This is a genomic window from Kocuria sp. cx-455 (genome assembly GCF_057707085.1).
In genome coordinates, this window is the sequence record NZ_JBYIPM010000001.1 from 367,459 (window position 1) to 382,575 (window position 15,117).

Here is a 15,117-nt window from a genome sequence, read left to right on the forward strand (position 1 = left end):
GTAAGGCTCACCTAAACTAGGCTCATGCAGTCCATGACTTTCTCCGGTGTCATCGCCTACCCCATAACGCCCTTCTTGCCGGGCGGAGGGTTGGACCTGGAGTCCTTGGAACTTAACGTGGCCAAGCTGGCACGCAGCGGAGTGGACGGCGTGGTCGTTCTGGGAACCTCCGGCAGCTTCGCGTATCTGAGCGCCGAGGAACGTGCCCGCGTGGTCAAGGTGGCCGTGAACGCGGCGTCGGGGTCGGAAACCCCCGTGGGCGTGGGTATTTCTGCAATGACCACCCGAGAGGTCATGACCATGGCCTACGCGGCCGAGAACAACGGTGCGGACGGGCTGGTTCTGAATCCGCTCAGCTACATCCCGCTGGTCTCGCAGGAGATCGCCGACCAGGTGGAGACCGTGGCGTCATCGCTGGCGCTGCCGCTGTGTTTGTACAACAACCCGGAAACCACGGGCTTCAACTACCCCGTGGAACTGGCCGCGGAACTGTCCTGGTTGGACAACGTGGTGGCCTTCAAGGACACCGTGTCATCCGGCAAGCTCTTCCACTCGCGTCAGCTGCTCTACGCCCAGCGCGCGGATCCGAGTACCGTGCACGGAATCAGCGGGGATCAGATCATTGTGGCCGATTACCCCATGGCCCCATGGCACACCGGTATGGCGGCCCTGCTGGCTCCCGAATTCGTGGCCTTCCACCGAGCGGTCATCGATCACCGCGACAGCGAGGCGGCCCTGTGGAGCGCCACCCTGGCGCCGCTCATGCACCTCATGGCGCAGGAGAGACCGCTGTCAGTGCTTTACGCTTTGGCCGAGGTGTGCGGGGTGCGCACGGGAGCTCCGCGCCGGCCCTTGTTGCCGATTCCCTCCCGCAGTAAGCAAGTGCTCGCGGACGCCGTGGCGCAATTGCGCGCCACCCGCCCGCGCATCGCGCACTGACTCAGAGGACCGGCTCGGTAACGTCGCTGTCGCGGGCCAGGGCGCGATCGGCGTGGGCCTCGGTGGGATCCTTGGTGATCTGGAAACTCATGGAGCACACGCGGGTTGCGGTCCAGATCATGAGGGCCGAGAGCACCATGTGGATGGCCACGGCCAGGACCGGGACGTTGTTGAGGTATTGGTAGTAACCGACCAGGGCCTGCATCGCCAGAATGCCGGCGAAAAGCATGTAGGCGCGCACAAGCACCCTGGGCCAGTTCTGCTTCTTGCTCAGCAGCAACGCAATGATCACCACTGCCACGATCAGGTACACCGGCACCACGTGGGTGAACGTGATCAAGCGGGGCTCGAAGGCGAGACGAGCGGAGTCCTCGTCGCCGGCGTGAGGACCCGTTCCGGTCACGAGGGTGCCCACATAGAGGATCATCGCGGACAGAACGCCCACGGCCGTGGCGAAGAGCCGAACCGGTACTTCGCGACCGGGGAGCTGACCGGGTCGCTGAGCGTACGCCACGGTGGCCAGGCCGGCGCGGCGGGTGTCCAGAACGAGCAGTGTGGACAACATGATCATGGTGGCCGAGACCAGGTAGTGGGCACCCACCACCAGCGGGTGCAGCTGCACCAGCACGGTGATGCCACCGATCAGCGCCTGCACGGGGATGCCGAGACCCAGGAGCAGGGCGAACAAAAACATGCGGGGGAACTGGTGGCGCAACCGAAGGACCGCCAGGAACGTCAGAACGGCAACCACCGTGAGCACGAACGTCAGCAGGCGGTTGCCGAACTCGATGAGTCCGTGGATTCCCATTTCCGCGGTGTTGGTCCACGACTCGTCGGTGCACCGCGGCCAGGTGGGGCAGCCCAGGCCGGAACCGGTTAGCCGGACCAGGCCGCCGGTAAGGATCAGGAGACTGTTGGCCACCAGTGAGGCGATGGCCATGGCGCGGACCCAGGGGGTCACGGTGGTGGGCCACCAAAAGTTATCGGTGACGGATGGGGACACGGTGGCAGACATGGCGTTGCTTCCAGATGCTGATGAATGAGGTAGGGAAAGTGTATCGGCCCGGCCGGGGAATCGGCTCCACGGGTGAGCCTAGACCCACTTGAACCATTTAACGGTCGCCGCCCAGCTGAGAACGGCCCAGGCAGCGAGAACGAGCGCGGGGACCACGGTGAACCGACCGGCCAGGAAGCAGCTGCGGAGCAGCTCGCCGGCCGCCGCCGAGGGCAAGAGGTCGACCAGCCATGAAATCCACCCCGGCAGCGCCGAGGTGGGGAACAGCACGCCCCCACCCGCGGCCAGTGCGACCCACACGAGATTGAGGATCGCCAACGTGGCTTCGGCTCGGAGGGTGCCGGCAATGAGCATGCCCACCCCCGTGAAGGCCACGGCCACGAGCAGGAGCAGGGGCAGGGACGCAAGAACGGCCAGCGGCTCCGGCCGCCATCCCATCAGCACCGCCGTACCGCTAATCAGGATGTACTGCAGCACCAGGACGGCCACGATGGCCAGCAACTTCCCGGCGATCAGGCCGCCGCGGCCCAGGGGAGTGGTGGAGAGGTACCGCAGCACCCCGTAGCGGCGGTCGAAACCTGTCTGAATGCCCTGTCCGGAAAAGGCGCTCGAGATCACGCACAGCACGAGCACGCCGGGGACGGCCACGTCGAGGCGGGTGGCGCCGTCGGGCCGGAACGAATCGAGCAGGTCGGTGACGGTGAGACCCACCAGGGCGAGGATCGGCAGGATGATCAGCAGCAGGAATTGCTCGCCGTTACGCACCATGGTGATGGTTTCGTACCGGGACTGCGCCAGCACTCGCGCCGGAAGGCTCGCGGCGCGGGGTTGCTGCCGGTCGGCGGTCATGAGATCGCTCATCGGGGATCACTTCCTGAAACTTCCAAGAACACGTCCTCCAGGGATCGGGGTTGCACACTGAGCGCCTCGGGCACGCCGTCATTGCGGGTCGCCCACTGGGTGATCTCGCGGATGAGAGGTGCCGTGAGCTCTCCGGTGAGCGTCACCGTGCGGTCCTTCACGGTCCACGCGATCTCTCGGAAGGGTTCGGTGTGCCAGGGTGGCGCCTCGCGCAGATCGACCGCCCGGCTCTCGGGCAAGGTCACGGACATCACCACGGGGGCGTGCTGCTCCGCGCTCACAAGATCCGCAACCGTGCCCTGGGCGGCCACGGAACCGTGGTGCACGATGTAGACGTAGTCGGCCAACCGGGCGGCGTCGTCCATGAGATGGGTGGTGAGAATGATGCAGGTGCCCGCGTCGCGCAACCGGGCAATCAGGTCGAAAACAATGTGTCGTGATTGGGGATCCAACCCGGCGGACGGTTCATCCAGGAACAAGACCTCCGGCCGACCAATGAGCGCCGCGGCCAGACCCACTCGCTGGCGCTGACCGCCGGACAACCGTCGAATGGACGTGGTGGCGAACGGTTCGATGCCGAGCAGATCAACGAGTTCCGTGACCGGGCGGGGATCCTTGTACAACCGACTCACGTGGCGCAGCAGCTCCATGGGCCGCACGGCCTGGGGGAGACCGCCGTCCTGAAGCATGACTCCAACGCGGGCCCTGACCTCGGGCGAGGCCCGCCACGGGTCCTCGTTGAGCAGACGAACGGCGCCCGAGGTGGGGCGTAGCAAACCCTGCGCGCACTGCAATGTAGTGGTTTTGCCGGCGCCATTGGCTCCCAACAGGGCCGTCACCCGGCCGCGGTGGGCGGCCATGCTGAGCCCACGCACCGCGTGCACCCGAGCACCCCTGCGCTCAAACGTCTTGGACAGGTCCGTGATGTGGAGAGCCGGAACCTCGGACCCGGCGTCGAAATCCGGAGCAGACTGTGTGGGAGCAGGGTGGTTCAGCACCACGACAGTCTACGCGGAGACACCTGGACCTCTCGTGTGAGGCGGATCCCACCGACAGAAGGTCACCCTTAGTGGAATGGGAATGGATTAGCGCATACCCTTGTTGTGTATTGCAGGTCCACCGCGAAGTGGATCGTGACCAGAGGCCGATCAGCGAAATCCGGCCCGCAACGCAGGCAATCCAGAGGATGTCCCACACAGCATGAGTTCCCAAGCTATGGAACACGCCACTTCGGTGCGCGCAGACCACGACGAGACCACTCGTTCGCGGGTGCTGTCTCTGGTGCTTGCTCACGGCCCGGTCTCCGCGGCGCAGATCGCCAAGGACCTGGGTCTCACCCCGGCTGCCGTGCGCCGGCACCTGGACGCCCTCGAGGCCGAACAAATCATTGAAGTCTCGCCGGTCCGCAGCACCCAGGGGGGTGCGGGTCGCCCCGCGCGGCGCTACGTGGTGGCCGCGGAAGGTCACGACCTGCTCGGTAACGACTACCTCACCCTGGCCCGCAAGGCGATGCACACCCTTGAAGCCGCCGGCGGAGAAGAGCTCGTTCACGACTTCGTGGCCGAACGCATCCAGGAGATGTCGGAAAGGTACCGTCCCGTGATCAACGCGGCCGGGCCCGACGTCGAAGATCGCCTCAATGCCTTGACCGCCGAGATGAGCCGCGACGGTTTTGCCGCCTCCCACACCGTAGTGACCCCCCGAGGCCCCAAGGGCGTGAGCATGCGTTCCGCCCAGCTGTGCCAGGGCCACTGCCCCGTGCGCGAGATAGCCACGGAATACCCCGATTTCTGCGAACTGGAAACATCCATGATCGCCCAGCTGTTGGGCGTGGACGTGCGCAGGCTGTCGACCATGGCCGCCGGCGCCCACGTTTGCACCACACACGTACCGTTGCAGCGCCGCTCAACGGCACCGACCACCCAAACTAATCAACAACCGCACGACAAAGGAGGGTTGTCATGACTGAGCGCACCGTTCCCGCAGACACCGCGGGTAACAAGCCAGAAGACACCGTGATCTCCGAGATCCTGGAAATGAACCCGGAACTCGAGGGGATCGGCCAGTACCAGTACGGCTGGGCGGACAAGAACGACGCCGGCGCCTCGGCGCGTCGCGGCGTGGACGCCGATGTGGTCCGTGACATCTCGGACAAGAAGAGCGAACCCGAATGGATGCTCAACCTGCGGCTGAAGGGCTTGAAGTTCTTCGACCGCAAGCCCATGCCCACGTGGGGCGCGGACCTGTCCGGGATCGATTTCGACAACATCAAGTACTTCGTGCGTTCCACCGAGCAGCAGGCCGGTTCGTGGGAGGAGCTGCCCGAGGACATCCGCAACACCTACGAGAAGTTGGGCATCCCGGAGGCCGAGCGCAACCGCTTGGTGGCCGGTGTGGCGGCCCAGTACGAGTCCGAGGTCGTCTACCACCAGATCCGTGAGGACCTGGAGCGTCAGGGCGTCATCTTCATGGACACGGACACCGCCCTGAAGGAGCACCCGGAGTTCTTCGAGGAGTACTTCGGCACCGTGATCCCGGTGGGTGACAACAAGTTCGCCGCGCTGAACACGGCCGTGTGGTCCGGTGGTTCCTTCGTGTACGTGCCCAAGGGTGTTCACGTGGACATCCCTCTGCAGGCCTACTTCCGCATCAACACGGAGAACATGGGCCAGTTCGAGCGCACCTTGATCATTGCGGATGAGGACTCCTACGTTCACTACATCGAGGGTTGCACCGCGCCGATCTACAAGACCGACTCGCTGCACTCCGCCGTGGTGGAGATCATTTGCAAGAAGAACGCCCGCGTTCGGTACACGACCATCCAGAACTGGTCCAACAACGTGTACAACCTGGTGACCAAGCGCGCCATTGCCCACGAGGGCGCCACCATGGAATGGGTTGACGGCAACATTGGTTCCAAGGTCACCCAGAAGTACCCGGCCGTGTACATGACCGGTGAGCACGCTCGCGGTGAGACCCTGTCCATTGCGTTCGCTGGCGAGGGCCAGCACCAGGACACCGGTTCCAAGATGGTGCACATTGCTCCGAACACCTCATCTTCCATCGTTTCCAAGTCGGTGGCCCGTAACGGTGGCCGTTCCGCCTACCGCGGTTTGGTCCAGGTGCGCGAGGGTGCCAAGCATTCCAAGTCCAATGTGGTGTGTGACGCCCTGCTGGTGGACACAATTTCCCGTTCGGACACCTACCCGTACGTGGACATTCGCGAGGACGACGTCACCATGGGCCACGAGGCCACGGTGTCCCGCGTCTCGGAGGAGCAGCTGTTCTACCTGATGCAGCGCGGTATGGCCGAAGAAGAGGCCATGGCCATGATCGTGCGCGGTTTCGTGGAGCCGATCGCCCGCGAACTGCCCATGGAGTACGCCCTTGAACTCAACCGCTTGATCGAATTGCAGATGGAAGGATCCGTTGGCTGATATGTCCGCAACCGACCAGACCGTACGACACGGCAAAGAAACCGCCGACAGGGTGGAGGGTGTCCCCACGGGTGAGGATCGCGTGGCCATTCCGGGCATGAGCCAGGAAGGCGAGGTCCTCCAGGAGGGCCGTAACCAGGCCGGGGAGCCGGAGATCAAGCACACCCAGCACGGTGACATCTCCGGTGTTCCCGATTCCTCGCGCGCGGGCCGTTTCACCTCCTACAAGGTGGAAGAGTTCCCCAAGCTGAGCACCAAGCTCGAGGACTGGCGGTTCACCCCGATCAAGCGCCTCAAGGGCTTGGACGAGGCCGAACTGACCGGTGCCGCACCCGCCGTGGAGGTCGTCTCGGGTGAGGGCCAGGTCACCGTGACCACCGTGGGACGCGACGACGCCCGCATCGGTCGGGCGGGCATCCCCGAGGACCGCGTCTCCGCCAACGCGTGGAACGCTTTCACCGAGGCCACCGTCATTTCCGTTCCGGCCGACGTGGAGGCCGATCAGCCCCTGCTGGTCGACATCAACGGCTCGTCCATGGACCCGGCCGCCCAGCACATCGTGATCGAGACCGGTGCCAACTCGGCCGCTCTGGTGGTGCTGCGCCACCGCGGTCAGGCCGTGCTGTCCCAGAACATCGAGTTCCAGGTGGGCGAGGGCTCCAAACTGACCGTGGTCTCAATCCAGGAATGGGACGACACCTCGGTGCACGCCTCCTCGCAGCAGGCGAAGATCCAGCGTGATGGCTCCCTGAAGCACGTGCTGATCTCCCTGGGTGGGGATCTGGTGCGCGTCACACCGTCGACCCGCTTTGCCGCCCAGGGCGGCAACGTGGAGATGTATGGCCTGACCTTCGTGGACGAGGGCCAGCACCTGGAATCGCGGTTGTTCGTGGACCACTCCCAGCCGCGCTGCCGCTCCCGTGTGACCTACAAGTCCGCACTGCAGGGCGAGAACGCGCACGGCGTGTGGGTGGGCGACGTCCTGATCCGCGCCGAGGCCGAGGGCACCGACACCTACGAGCTCAACCGCAACCTGATCCTCAACGACGGACCCCGCATGGACTCCGTTCCCAACCTGGAGATCGAGACCGGTCTGATTACCGGTGCCGGTCACGCGTCCACCACGGGTCAGCTGGACGATGAGCACCTCTACTACCTGATGTCCCGCGGTATCCCGGAGGAGGACGCCCGCCGTTTGGTGGTTCGTGGCTTCCTGTTCGAGATCATCCAGCAGATCGGCGTGGAGTCCATCGAGGAACAGCTGCGTCACAGCGTTGAAGAAGAGCTCGCGCGACACGAGAACTGACTCGTAGCCCCGCCCCTACACACTTTTACCCAAGGAGAATCACCACATGTCTGTACTGGAGATCAAGGACCTCCACGCGTCCGTCATCCTGGACGACGAGACCACCAAGCCGATCCTCAAGGGCGTGAACCTCACCATCAATTCCGGTGAAGTGCACGCAATCATGGGCCCCAACGGTTCCGGTAAGTCCACCCTGGCCTCGACCATCGCCGGTCACCCCAAGTTCCAGGTCGATTCCGGGTCCGTGACCCTGGACGGTCAGAACGTCCTGGAGATGTCCGTGGACGAGCGTGCCCGCGCCGGCCTGTTCCTGGCCATGCAGTATCCGGTCGAGATCCCCGGCGTGACCACCTCGAACTTCCTGCGTTCGGCCAAGACCGCGATCGACGGCGAGGCACCCTCGCTGCGCACCTGGACCAAGGACATGAAGGCTTCCATGGAGAAGCTGAAGATCGACCCGGCCATGATCCAGCGCAACGTCAACGAGGGCTTCTCCGGCGGAGAGAAGAAGCGCCATGAGATCCTCCAGCTGGAACTGCTGCGCCCCAAGATCGCTCTGCTGGACGAGACCGACTCGGGTCTTGACGTGGATGCGCTCAAGGTCGTCTCGGACGGCGTCAACCGTGCGCTCACCGAGCAGAACACCGGCATCATGCTGATCACCCACTACACCCGCATCCTGCGCTACATCAAGCCGCAGTTCGTGCACGTTTTCGCGGACGGTCGCATTGTGGATGAGGGTGGGCCGGAGTTGGCCGATCGCCTTGAAGAAGAGGGTTACGACCGCTACATGAGCGTGTCCAAGTAACCTGTCTTTATCCACGTCGCTTGAGGAGGGTTCCAGATGAGCGAAACCACCGAAGAAACACTGTCCGCCGAGGCCCCGGGCCCCAATGGGCAGCCGTCCCTGGCCGAGGTCAAAACCGCGTTGGAGAACGTGATCGACCCCGAACTGGGTGTCAACATTGTGGACCTGGGCCTGCTGTACGGACTGGTCTACCAGGAAGACAACTCGTTGCGCCTGGACATGACCCTGACCACGGCGGCGTGCCCGCTGCAGGACGTGATCGAGGAACAGGTCACGCAGAACTTGGGAACCATCGTTGACGAGTGGCACGTGAACTGGGTCTGGATGCCCCCGTGGGGTCCGGAGCGGATCACCGAGGACGGGCGCGATCAGATGCGCGCCCTGGGCTTCAACATTTAGTCCGGTTCTCGCCGGCGAAAGGGCGCGGGGTCTGTGACCTCGCGCCCTTTCGCGTGCCCGCACGGTCGACTTCCTCTGCCGACGACGGCGTTCGAGTTGCTGGCGGCGCGGATTCGCACCACCATGCTGCTCATGGGTGCCGGTTCTTATGCGGACCTCGGCCTCGATGACATGCGGGCACCACGGCTGCATCGGTGGCAGTGAAGTTTCAGGGGAGGAAAATGCGGCCGCCAAGGGTGAGGTGAGAAATTTGCGCAAAATCAGCACCAATCCGGCATGTACCTCCCCTGAGATTGCGACACTGCATTTTCCTCACATGAGATGGCGCGGCCCATGATCGCCTGCCCGGAAGGACCTAACCCCGCAGCCCCGCCGGCCGGTCCAGGTTGCGGGAGCTGAAGGTGTCGCACTGGTTGATGTCACCGGTCTGGTAGCCGGAGAGGAACCAGGCCTGACGCTGAGCGGAGGAACCGTGGGTGAAGGACTCCGGGTTAGCGCGGCCCTGGGTGGTTTCCTGGATCCGGTCATCACCAATCGCCTGGGCAGCGTTCAACGCATCGGCCAGCTGATCGTTGGTGATCGGTTCCAAGCTCACGCTGCCGCCGGGCTGAGATGCGTGGTGAGCCCACATCCCGGCGTAGCAGTCAGCCTGCAGTTCCACACGCACGGCGCCTGAATCGGCACCCTGCGGGTCCTGCTGGGCAATCCCTAGGTTGCCCTGCAGGTTCTGGATGTGGTGGCCGACCTCGTGTGCCATCACGTACTCCTGTGCCAGGGCATTGGCGCTGGCCCCGAAGCTCTCGCGCATTTGGTCGAAGAATCCCACGTCCAGGTACACGGACGTGTCGACCGGGCAGTAGAACGGCCCCACGGCCGCCGATGCCTGACCGCAGCCGGACTGCTCCACACCGTTGTAGAGCATCACGCCGGGTTGCTCGTAACGTTCACCGGTGGCCTGCGGGTAGTAGGAGCCCCAGAATTCATTGAGGGAGTTGACGGTCGCGATCTGGCGGCAGTCGTCGTAGCGGTCGGCATCGGCGCCCGTCTGGCAGCGCTCGGCCAGCTCCCGGTCCTGTTCCGCCACGCTGGTGATTGAGCCCTGCCGCTGTTGCTGCTGGCCTCCGCCGGTCACCATGTCGATGCCGTCCTGGCCGAACAGCAAACCGGCCACGACCAGAAGGATGATGCCGCCCAGGCCACCGCCGACCGCCACACCACGACCACCGCGCCCGCCGCCGGACCCTACCTGCGACGTGTCCAGCCGCGCATTGTCATTGAAGCTCATGAGCGAAGCATAAGGCGCACCCGTGCGTTTGAGGCCGTGCGGCGCGGATTAATCCAACCCGCGGGCGGCGAGCGCCTCGCCGGTGTGGTGGGCGTAATTCACCGTGGCGATGGTTGCCGGGGTGACCAGGCGCACGGGGTTGGCCCGAATGGTGCGGGCGGTGGCGGCGTCGCGCAGTTCGCCCAGGCACCCGAAGAGCCACGGCACGGATCGGATCATGAGCGAGACGGCCAGCCCGATGCGTTCGGTGTTGACCCCGCACCATGACAGCGGAGTGCACAGCCACACCAGACCGTCGATGAGCCGGGGCAGTGGCGTGGTGCTGATGAGCAGCCGCGAGAGACTGACGACCGCCAGCAGGGACAGCACGATCGACGCAGCCCGAGCCGGCCCGTTGAAGATCAGGTGATAGCCGCCCAGCAGGATCACCAGGAACAACAGCGGCCGCAACGACGCCGCCCAGCGCCGCAGACCCAGCCCACATACCGCGGAGCTGAGCGCCGTGAGCGACAGGACGGCCAGTGAGAATTGCCAGTCCCGGATTACCATCACGGTGATACACAACCCCAGAAGCAGTGTGGCCTTCAATGCCAGGGGACAGCGGTGCAGCAGTGAGCGCCCGGGGACGTAGGTTCCCAGGAGATCGTCGCGGCGCACCTTCCGCCTCACAGGGACTCCCACTGCGGGAAGCCGTGGGCGCACCAGCTCTTGTACTGGGGAATCAGCTCGGCCGGCGGGCCCTGAGCGATGATGCGACTTTCGTGCACCACGGCCACGTGGTGAGCGGTCGCGGCGAGGTCCAGGTCGTGGGTGCTGATGAGTTGCTGTTGCCCCAAATCGTCGAGTATGTCGATGAGCTTGAGCTGGTTGCGCAGATCCAACAGCGTGGTGGGTTCGTCCAGGATCAACACCTGCGGTTGGGCGGCGAGCACGGCCGCCAGGGCCACGAGCTGCCGTTCGCCCCCAGAGAGATCGAACACGCTGTGGTGGGCTCGGTGCTCCAACCCCATCCGGACCAACCAGTCGCGCGCTCTCTCGGTGCGTTCGTGCCGGTCGTGCACGTGACGGCGCAGGGACAGTTCAATGTCCTCGATCGGGGTGGGCATCAAGATCTGGGATGCGGGATCGGTGAACACGAATCCCACGGCCGCGCGGGCTTCGCGGGGGAAGGCCACCGGATCAATGCTGTTGACCCGCACCACCCCCGACTGCGGCACCACCAGGGCATTGAACAAGCGCAGCAACGTGGATTTGCCGGAGCCATTGAGACCGATCACCGCGGTTCGGGGTTGGTCGAACTCACAGCTGACATGATCCAACACGGTGAACGGGCCCGCGGGGGAGTCCACGGTGAGGCTCACGTCGGCGCAGGACAGCGACCCAGAAGAGGACTCGGGCACCAGGGGGTCGTAGGAAGAAGATCCGGACGTATGAGCCATGTACTAGAGAACGGCTCCGGCCATGCGCGGGAAAGCACGGTGCACGGCCACGGCGATCAGCGCGGCGGCACCGGCTTTGATCAGGTCACCGGGGATGAACACCAGGTCAGCGATCACCGCGGCGTTGAGGCTCAGACCGCCCACCAGCATCATGCCGATGATGCCCAGCACGTGGGACAGCACCAAACCGGCCACACCGGCCAGGAAGAGTTTGAGACCCAGCCCGCGGCGCTTGTCGGTCGTGGCGGAGGTGGAGCCGGCGCGGCGTCGTACGTGTTCCTCGCGCACGGACCGGTGGGCCAGGAACCCCACCAGGGCGGCGGTGAACGGGAACGCGAGCAGGTACCCGACCGAGGGACCGGCCAGCACGCCCGGCCCGCCCACGAAACCGGCGAAGATCGGCACGCCCAACAGCCCGACCACCACGTACAAGGCAATGGCCAGGAACGCGCGCCAGCCACCCAGGATCATGCCGGTCAGGAACACGGCGAGCGTCTGCAGGGTGAGGGGCACCCCGAGCGCTCCCACGGGAATGGCCGGGGCCAACGCCAGAACACAGGTCAGCGCGGCAAAAACCGCGATGTTGGCCAGGTCGAAGGAGTTGATTGTGAGGTGGGAACGTGAGGTTTCACTCATGTTCACGAAGTCTAGTTCAGCCAGCGCTGCACCGCGGCTAGACTGGGTCGGTGCCCCGCAGGTTCGGGGCATCTCGTTTGCCCCCTCATCTCTTCGGAAAGGCCTCTGCCTCTTGATCACCGTGACGAACCTCGAATTGCGCGCCGGAGCTCGCCTGCTCATGGACGAAGTGAATTTCCGGGTGGATCGCGGGGACAAGGTGGGCCTGGTGGGCCGCAACGGGGCGGGCAAGACCACCATGACCAAGGTCCTCGCGGGCCAGGCCCTGCCGGCCGCCGGTGAGGTGACCCGTTCGGGCACCATCGGCTACCTGCCCCAGGACCCCAAGGTCGAGGACATGAACCAGCTCGCGCGCGACCGGATTCTCTCCGCCCGCGATCTTGCCGGGGTGACGGCCAAGCTTCGTCAGGCCGAGCAGGACATGGCTTCCGAGGACGACGCCGTGCGGTCCAAGGCCATGCGACGGTACGACCGCCTCGAGACCGAGTTCCTCGCCGGCGGAGGTTACGCCGCCGAGTCCGAGGCCGCCACCATTACGAGCAACCTGGACCTGCCCGGGCGCGTGCTCGAACAGCCGCTGCACACGCTCTCCGGTGGTCAGCGCCGCCGTGTGGAGCTGGCCCGGATCCTCTTCTCGGACGCGGACATCATGCTCCTGGACGAGCCCACCAACCACCTGGACCACGATTCCATCGTGTGGCTGCGGGAGTTCTTGAAGAACTACCAGGGCGGGGTGCTCATGATCTCCCACGACGTGGAACTCATGAACATGGTGGTCAACAAGGTGCTTTACCTGGACGCCAACCGCTGCGTGATCGACGTGTACAACATGTCGTGGAAGAACTACCTGCTGCAGCGCGAACAGGACGAGGCCCGCCGCAAGCGCGAGCGTCAGAACGCGGAGAAGAAGGCCGGGGCCCTCATGGACCAGGCCAACAAGATGCGCGCCAAGGCCACCAAGGCCGTGGCCGCTCAGCAAATGATTCGCCGCGCCGAACGCCTCATGGCCGGACTCGAGGGCGAACGCCAGCAGGACAAGGTTGCCGCGATCCGCTTCCCCAAGCCCGCCGATTGCGGCAAGACCCCGCTCACCGCGGAGGGATTGTCCAAGTCCTACGGCTCCCTGGAAATCTTCACGGACGTGGATCTCGCGATCGACCGCGGTTCCCGCGTGGTGGTGCTCGGCCTCAACGGCGCCGGCAAGACCACGCTGCTGCGCATGCTGGCCGGGCAGTCCGAACCGGACACCGGCGAGGTCATTGCCGGCCACGGGCTCAAGCTGGGTTACTTCGCCCAGGAGCACGACACCCTGGACACTAACCGCACGGTGCTGGAAAACATGAAGTCCGCCGCACCGGAGCTTCAGGACACGCAGGTGCGCACCATTCTGGGATCGTTCCTGTTCCAGGGCGACGACGTCGACAAGCCCGCCGGGGTGCTCTCCGGCGGTGAGAAGACGCGACTGGCGTTGGCAACGCTGGTGGCGTCGTCGGCGAATGTGCTGCTGCTCGATGAGCCCACCAACAACTTGGACCCGGCCTCACGCCGCGAGATCCTCAACGCCCTGCACAACTACGAAGGCGCCGTGGTTCTGGTGTCTCACGACGAGGGCGCGGTGGAAGCACTCGAACCCGAGCGCGTGGTCATGCTGCCGGACGGCGTTGAGGACCTGTGGAGCCAGGAGTACCAGGACCTGATCTCGCTGGCCTGAGGCTCAGCTGCGCTGCGACTCGAGGGCGTCCAACAGGGCGTCCTCTTCGTCCTCATTGGTCACCGCATTGGATCGGCGGGAGGTCTTGGGCCGGTACAGGGACTTGAGGTGAGCGGGCATGTCGTCCGCCATTTGGAGTTCGCGAATGATCAATTCTTCGTCCACGTCACCGGTGTAGTTGCCGTCCGCATCGTAGTACTGGGCGAGTTTGCGTTCGACCTCGGCGGCGTAGGCGCGGTCCCATTCCTCGTTGCGCACGTGCTGGCGGGCGGCATAGCCGAACGCCACGAAGACCAGGAACGCGAACGCGAACCACTGCAGCGAATACGACAGGTGCGGGCCGTAGTTGATCTCGGGCTTGGCGGCAGCCGCGGGACGATCGGCCGCGGGCGGGTCCTCCGAGGCGAGCAGACCGTAGCCAGCGGTGGCTATGGGGTATGTCAGGCGCTCATTGAGTTGCTCGAGGTCGATCGACGCGATCTGACCCTCGGGCGCGCCACGGTCCACGGCAACCTCTCCCGGGCGTAGCCGTACCGTTGCGGTGACCTCGCCCGACGGAGGCTGGGGAACCACCCCGGGAAGGCCGCCCGCGCCGTCGCCGGTCGGGATCCAGCCGCGGTTGATGACCACGGTGCGGCCGTCGACCGTGCGGAACGGAACGAGCACCTCGTAGCCCACGCGGCCGTCCTGGGGGCGGTTGCGTACGAGCGTGGTGTCCTGGGGCAGGTACTGACCCTCCAGGGTCACCGGCTGCCAGGTCTGGGTGTCGTCGTAGTCCGCGAACAAGGGCAGGCCCTCGGCGGGGCTGAGCGCGGGGGCGTCGTAGTTGTTCTCGATCTTGGCGTTCTCCGCCACCAGATGATCGTTGCGGGACATTTGCCACTGGGCCAGGAACGCGCACACGATCGCGGCGACCACGCACATCATGAACCACGCGATCCAGGTGCCGGAGAAGAGGAAGGAATACTTGCGCATCAGGCCTGGTCCTCCGCACCGTTGAAGGGTTCGACGGCCTTGAGGAAGCCACGCTGGTTCAGGAACTCACCGAGATAATCACGGTGCTCGTCACAGGCGAGCCACACCTTGCGGCGCTCGGGGGTGTGCACCTTGGGGTTGTTCCACAGCAGTTGCCACGCGGCGTTGCGACCGCACCCGCGACGTGAGCACTGGGGAACCTCGGGGTGGTCCGTGGAGTTCGTGTCCGGTTTCGGGGAGGCCTCGTGGGGACTCAGGGAACCCAGCAGATCAAATTCCACGGTTCAACTACTCCTCGGTGTGACA

Annotated in this window: 17 protein-coding genes; 8 read left to right on the plus strand and 9 right to left on the minus strand. The window is 65.0% G+C overall.

The window, feature by feature from the left end:
* Positions 1-24 precede the first annotated feature (24 nt).
* Positions 25-939, plus strand: a complete 915-nt coding sequence (locus AC3ENJ_RS01705; RefSeq protein ID WP_431812851.1) for a dihydrodipicolinate synthase family protein — start codon at positions 25-27, stop codon at positions 937-939.
* Position 940: 1 nt separating this feature from the next.
* Here the strand turns inward: AC3ENJ_RS01705 and AC3ENJ_RS01710 are convergent, their stop codons facing one another.
* The 3 genes from AC3ENJ_RS01710 to AC3ENJ_RS01720 form a co-directional block, all read right to left on the minus strand.
* The gene (locus AC3ENJ_RS01710; RefSeq protein ID WP_431812852.1) at positions 941-1,954 is read right to left on the minus strand and encodes a COX15/CtaA family protein; all 1,014 of its coding nucleotides are present in this window, start codon (positions 1,952-1,954) and stop codon (positions 941-943) included.
* Between the two features lie 78 nt (positions 1,955-2,032).
* The gene (locus tag AC3ENJ_RS01715; protein WP_431812853.1) at positions 2,033-2,815 is read right to left on the minus strand and encodes an ABC transporter permease; all 783 of its coding nucleotides are present in this window, start codon (positions 2,813-2,815) and stop codon (positions 2,033-2,035) included.
* On the minus strand, positions 2,812-3,813 hold the full coding sequence (locus AC3ENJ_RS01720; RefSeq protein WP_431812854.1) for an ABC transporter ATP-binding protein: 1,002 nt from the start codon (positions 3,811-3,813) through the stop codon (positions 2,812-2,814). Before AC3ENJ_RS01720 ends, AC3ENJ_RS01715 begins: the two co-directional genes overlap by 4 nt.
* 202 nt (positions 3,814-4,015) lie before the next feature.
* On the opposite strand from AC3ENJ_RS01720, the gene AC3ENJ_RS01725 reads away from it, so the two are divergent.
* From AC3ENJ_RS01725 to AC3ENJ_RS01750, 6 genes are read left to right on the plus strand one after another with little or no spacing between them, the layout of a single operon-like run.
* Entirely contained in the window at positions 4,016-4,780 is a 765-nt protein-coding gene (locus AC3ENJ_RS01725; RefSeq protein WP_431812855.1) for a helix-turn-helix transcriptional regulator, read from the plus strand.
* Positions 4,777-6,252 (plus strand): Fe-S cluster assembly protein SufB, encoded by a 1,476-nt coding sequence (sufB, locus tag AC3ENJ_RS01730; RefSeq protein ID WP_431812856.1) that lies wholly within the window; start codon positions 4,777-4,779, stop codon positions 6,250-6,252. Before AC3ENJ_RS01725 ends, sufB begins: the two co-directional genes overlap by 4 nt.
* Before the next feature lies 1 nt (position 6,253).
* Positions 6,254-7,558: a Fe-S cluster assembly protein SufD gene (sufD, locus tag AC3ENJ_RS01735; RefSeq protein ID WP_431812857.1), complete on the plus strand. Its 1,305-nt coding sequence runs from the start codon at positions 6,254-6,256 to the stop codon at positions 7,556-7,558.
* A gap of 46 nt (positions 7,559-7,604) precedes the next feature.
* The gene (sufC, locus tag AC3ENJ_RS01740) at positions 7,605-8,366 is read left to right on the plus strand and encodes a Fe-S cluster assembly ATPase SufC (protein WP_190780342.1); all 762 of its coding nucleotides are present in this window, start codon (positions 7,605-7,607) and stop codon (positions 8,364-8,366) included.
* A gap of 36 nt (positions 8,367-8,402) precedes the next feature.
* Positions 8,403-8,765, plus strand: coding sequence for a metal-sulfur cluster assembly factor (locus AC3ENJ_RS01745; RefSeq protein WP_190780343.1), 363 nt, complete (start codon positions 8,403-8,405; stop codon positions 8,763-8,765).
* Positions 8,766-8,798: 33 nt separating this feature from the next.
* The gene (locus tag AC3ENJ_RS01750; protein ID WP_431812858.1) at positions 8,799-8,969 is read left to right on the plus strand and encodes a hypothetical protein; all 171 of its coding nucleotides are present in this window, start codon (positions 8,799-8,801) and stop codon (positions 8,967-8,969) included.
* Between the two features lie 151 nt (positions 8,970-9,120).
* Here AC3ENJ_RS01750 and ypfJ read toward each other — a convergent pair whose 3' ends face one another.
* From ypfJ to AC3ENJ_RS01770, 4 genes are read right to left on the minus strand one after another with little or no spacing between them, the layout of a single operon-like run.
* A complete protein-coding gene (gene ypfJ, locus AC3ENJ_RS01755; RefSeq protein WP_431812859.1) occupies positions 9,121-10,050 on the minus strand; it encodes a KPN_02809 family neutral zinc metallopeptidase in 930 nt (309 codons plus the stop codon).
* 48 nt (positions 10,051-10,098) lie between these two features.
* Complete coding sequence (locus AC3ENJ_RS01760) at positions 10,099-10,719, minus strand: energy-coupling factor transporter transmembrane component T family protein (RefSeq protein WP_190780345.1); 621 nt, start codon at positions 10,717-10,719, stop codon at positions 10,099-10,101.
* Complete coding sequence (locus tag AC3ENJ_RS01765; RefSeq protein WP_431812860.1) at positions 10,716-11,489, minus strand: energy-coupling factor ABC transporter ATP-binding protein; 774 nt, start codon at positions 11,487-11,489, stop codon at positions 10,716-10,718. Before AC3ENJ_RS01765 ends, AC3ENJ_RS01760 begins: the two co-directional genes overlap by 4 nt.
* A 3-nt stretch (positions 11,490-11,492) precedes the next feature.
* Entirely contained in the window at positions 11,493-12,125 is a 633-nt protein-coding gene (locus AC3ENJ_RS01770; RefSeq protein ID WP_431812861.1) for a biotin transporter BioY, read from the minus strand.
* A gap of 121 nt (positions 12,126-12,246) precedes the next feature.
* Here AC3ENJ_RS01770 and abc-f point away from each other — a divergent pair, with 121 nt between their 5' ends.
* The gene (gene abc-f, locus AC3ENJ_RS01775; protein ID WP_431813141.1) at positions 12,247-13,836 is read left to right on the plus strand and encodes a ribosomal protection-like ABC-F family protein; all 1,590 of its coding nucleotides are present in this window, start codon (positions 12,247-12,249) and stop codon (positions 13,834-13,836) included.
* Between the two features lie 3 nt (positions 13,837-13,839).
* On the opposite strand, the gene AC3ENJ_RS01780 is transcribed toward abc-f, so the two are convergent.
* A complete protein-coding gene (locus AC3ENJ_RS01780; protein ID WP_431812862.1) occupies positions 13,840-14,811 on the minus strand; it encodes an SURF1 family cytochrome oxidase biogenesis protein in 972 nt (323 codons plus the stop codon).
* Entirely contained in the window at positions 14,811-15,092 is a 282-nt protein-coding gene (locus AC3ENJ_RS01785) for a hypothetical protein (RefSeq protein ID WP_431812863.1), read from the minus strand. The genes AC3ENJ_RS01780 and AC3ENJ_RS01785 overlap by 1 nt, the downstream gene beginning before the upstream one ends.
* Positions 15,093-15,117 lie beyond the last annotated feature (25 nt).

Bases quoted from the DNA above. Each gene is read 5' to 3' on its own strand.
- AC3ENJ_RS01705 (WP_431812851.1), top strand. From the start codon at position 25: ATGCAGTCCATGACTTTCTCCGGTGTCATCGCCTACCCCATAACGCCC.
- AC3ENJ_RS01710 (WP_431812852.1), bottom strand. From the start codon at position 1,954: ATGTCTGCCACCGTGTCCCCATCCGTCACCGATAACTTTTGGTGGCCC.
- AC3ENJ_RS01715 (WP_431812853.1), bottom strand. From the start codon at position 2,815: ATGAGCGATCTCATGACCGCCGACCGGCAGCAACCCCGCGCCGCGAGC.
- AC3ENJ_RS01725 (WP_431812855.1), top strand. From the start codon at position 4,016: ATGAGTTCCCAAGCTATGGAACACGCCACTTCGGTGCGCGCAGACCAC.
- sufB (WP_431812856.1), top strand. From the start codon at position 4,777: ATGACTGAGCGCACCGTTCCCGCAGACACCGCGGGTAACAAGCCAGAA.
- sufD (WP_431812857.1), top strand. From the start codon at position 6,254: ATGTCCGCAACCGACCAGACCGTACGACACGGCAAAGAAACCGCCGAC.
- sufC (WP_190780342.1), top strand. From the start codon at position 7,605: ATGTCTGTACTGGAGATCAAGGACCTCCACGCGTCCGTCATCCTGGAC.
- AC3ENJ_RS01745 (WP_190780343.1), top strand. From the start codon at position 8,403: ATGAGCGAAACCACCGAAGAAACACTGTCCGCCGAGGCCCCGGGCCCC.
- ypfJ (WP_431812859.1), bottom strand. From the start codon at position 10,050: ATGAGCTTCAATGACAATGCGCGGCTGGACACGTCGCAGGTAGGGTCC.
- AC3ENJ_RS01765 (WP_431812860.1), bottom strand. From the start codon at position 11,489: ATGGCTCATACGTCCGGATCTTCTTCCTACGACCCCCTGGTGCCCGAG.
- AC3ENJ_RS01770 (WP_431812861.1), bottom strand. From the start codon at position 12,125: ATGAGTGAAACCTCACGTTCCCACCTCACAATCAACTCCTTCGACCTG.
- AC3ENJ_RS01780 (WP_431812862.1), bottom strand. From the start codon at position 14,811: ATGCGCAAGTATTCCTTCCTCTTCTCCGGCACCTGGATCGCGTGGTTC.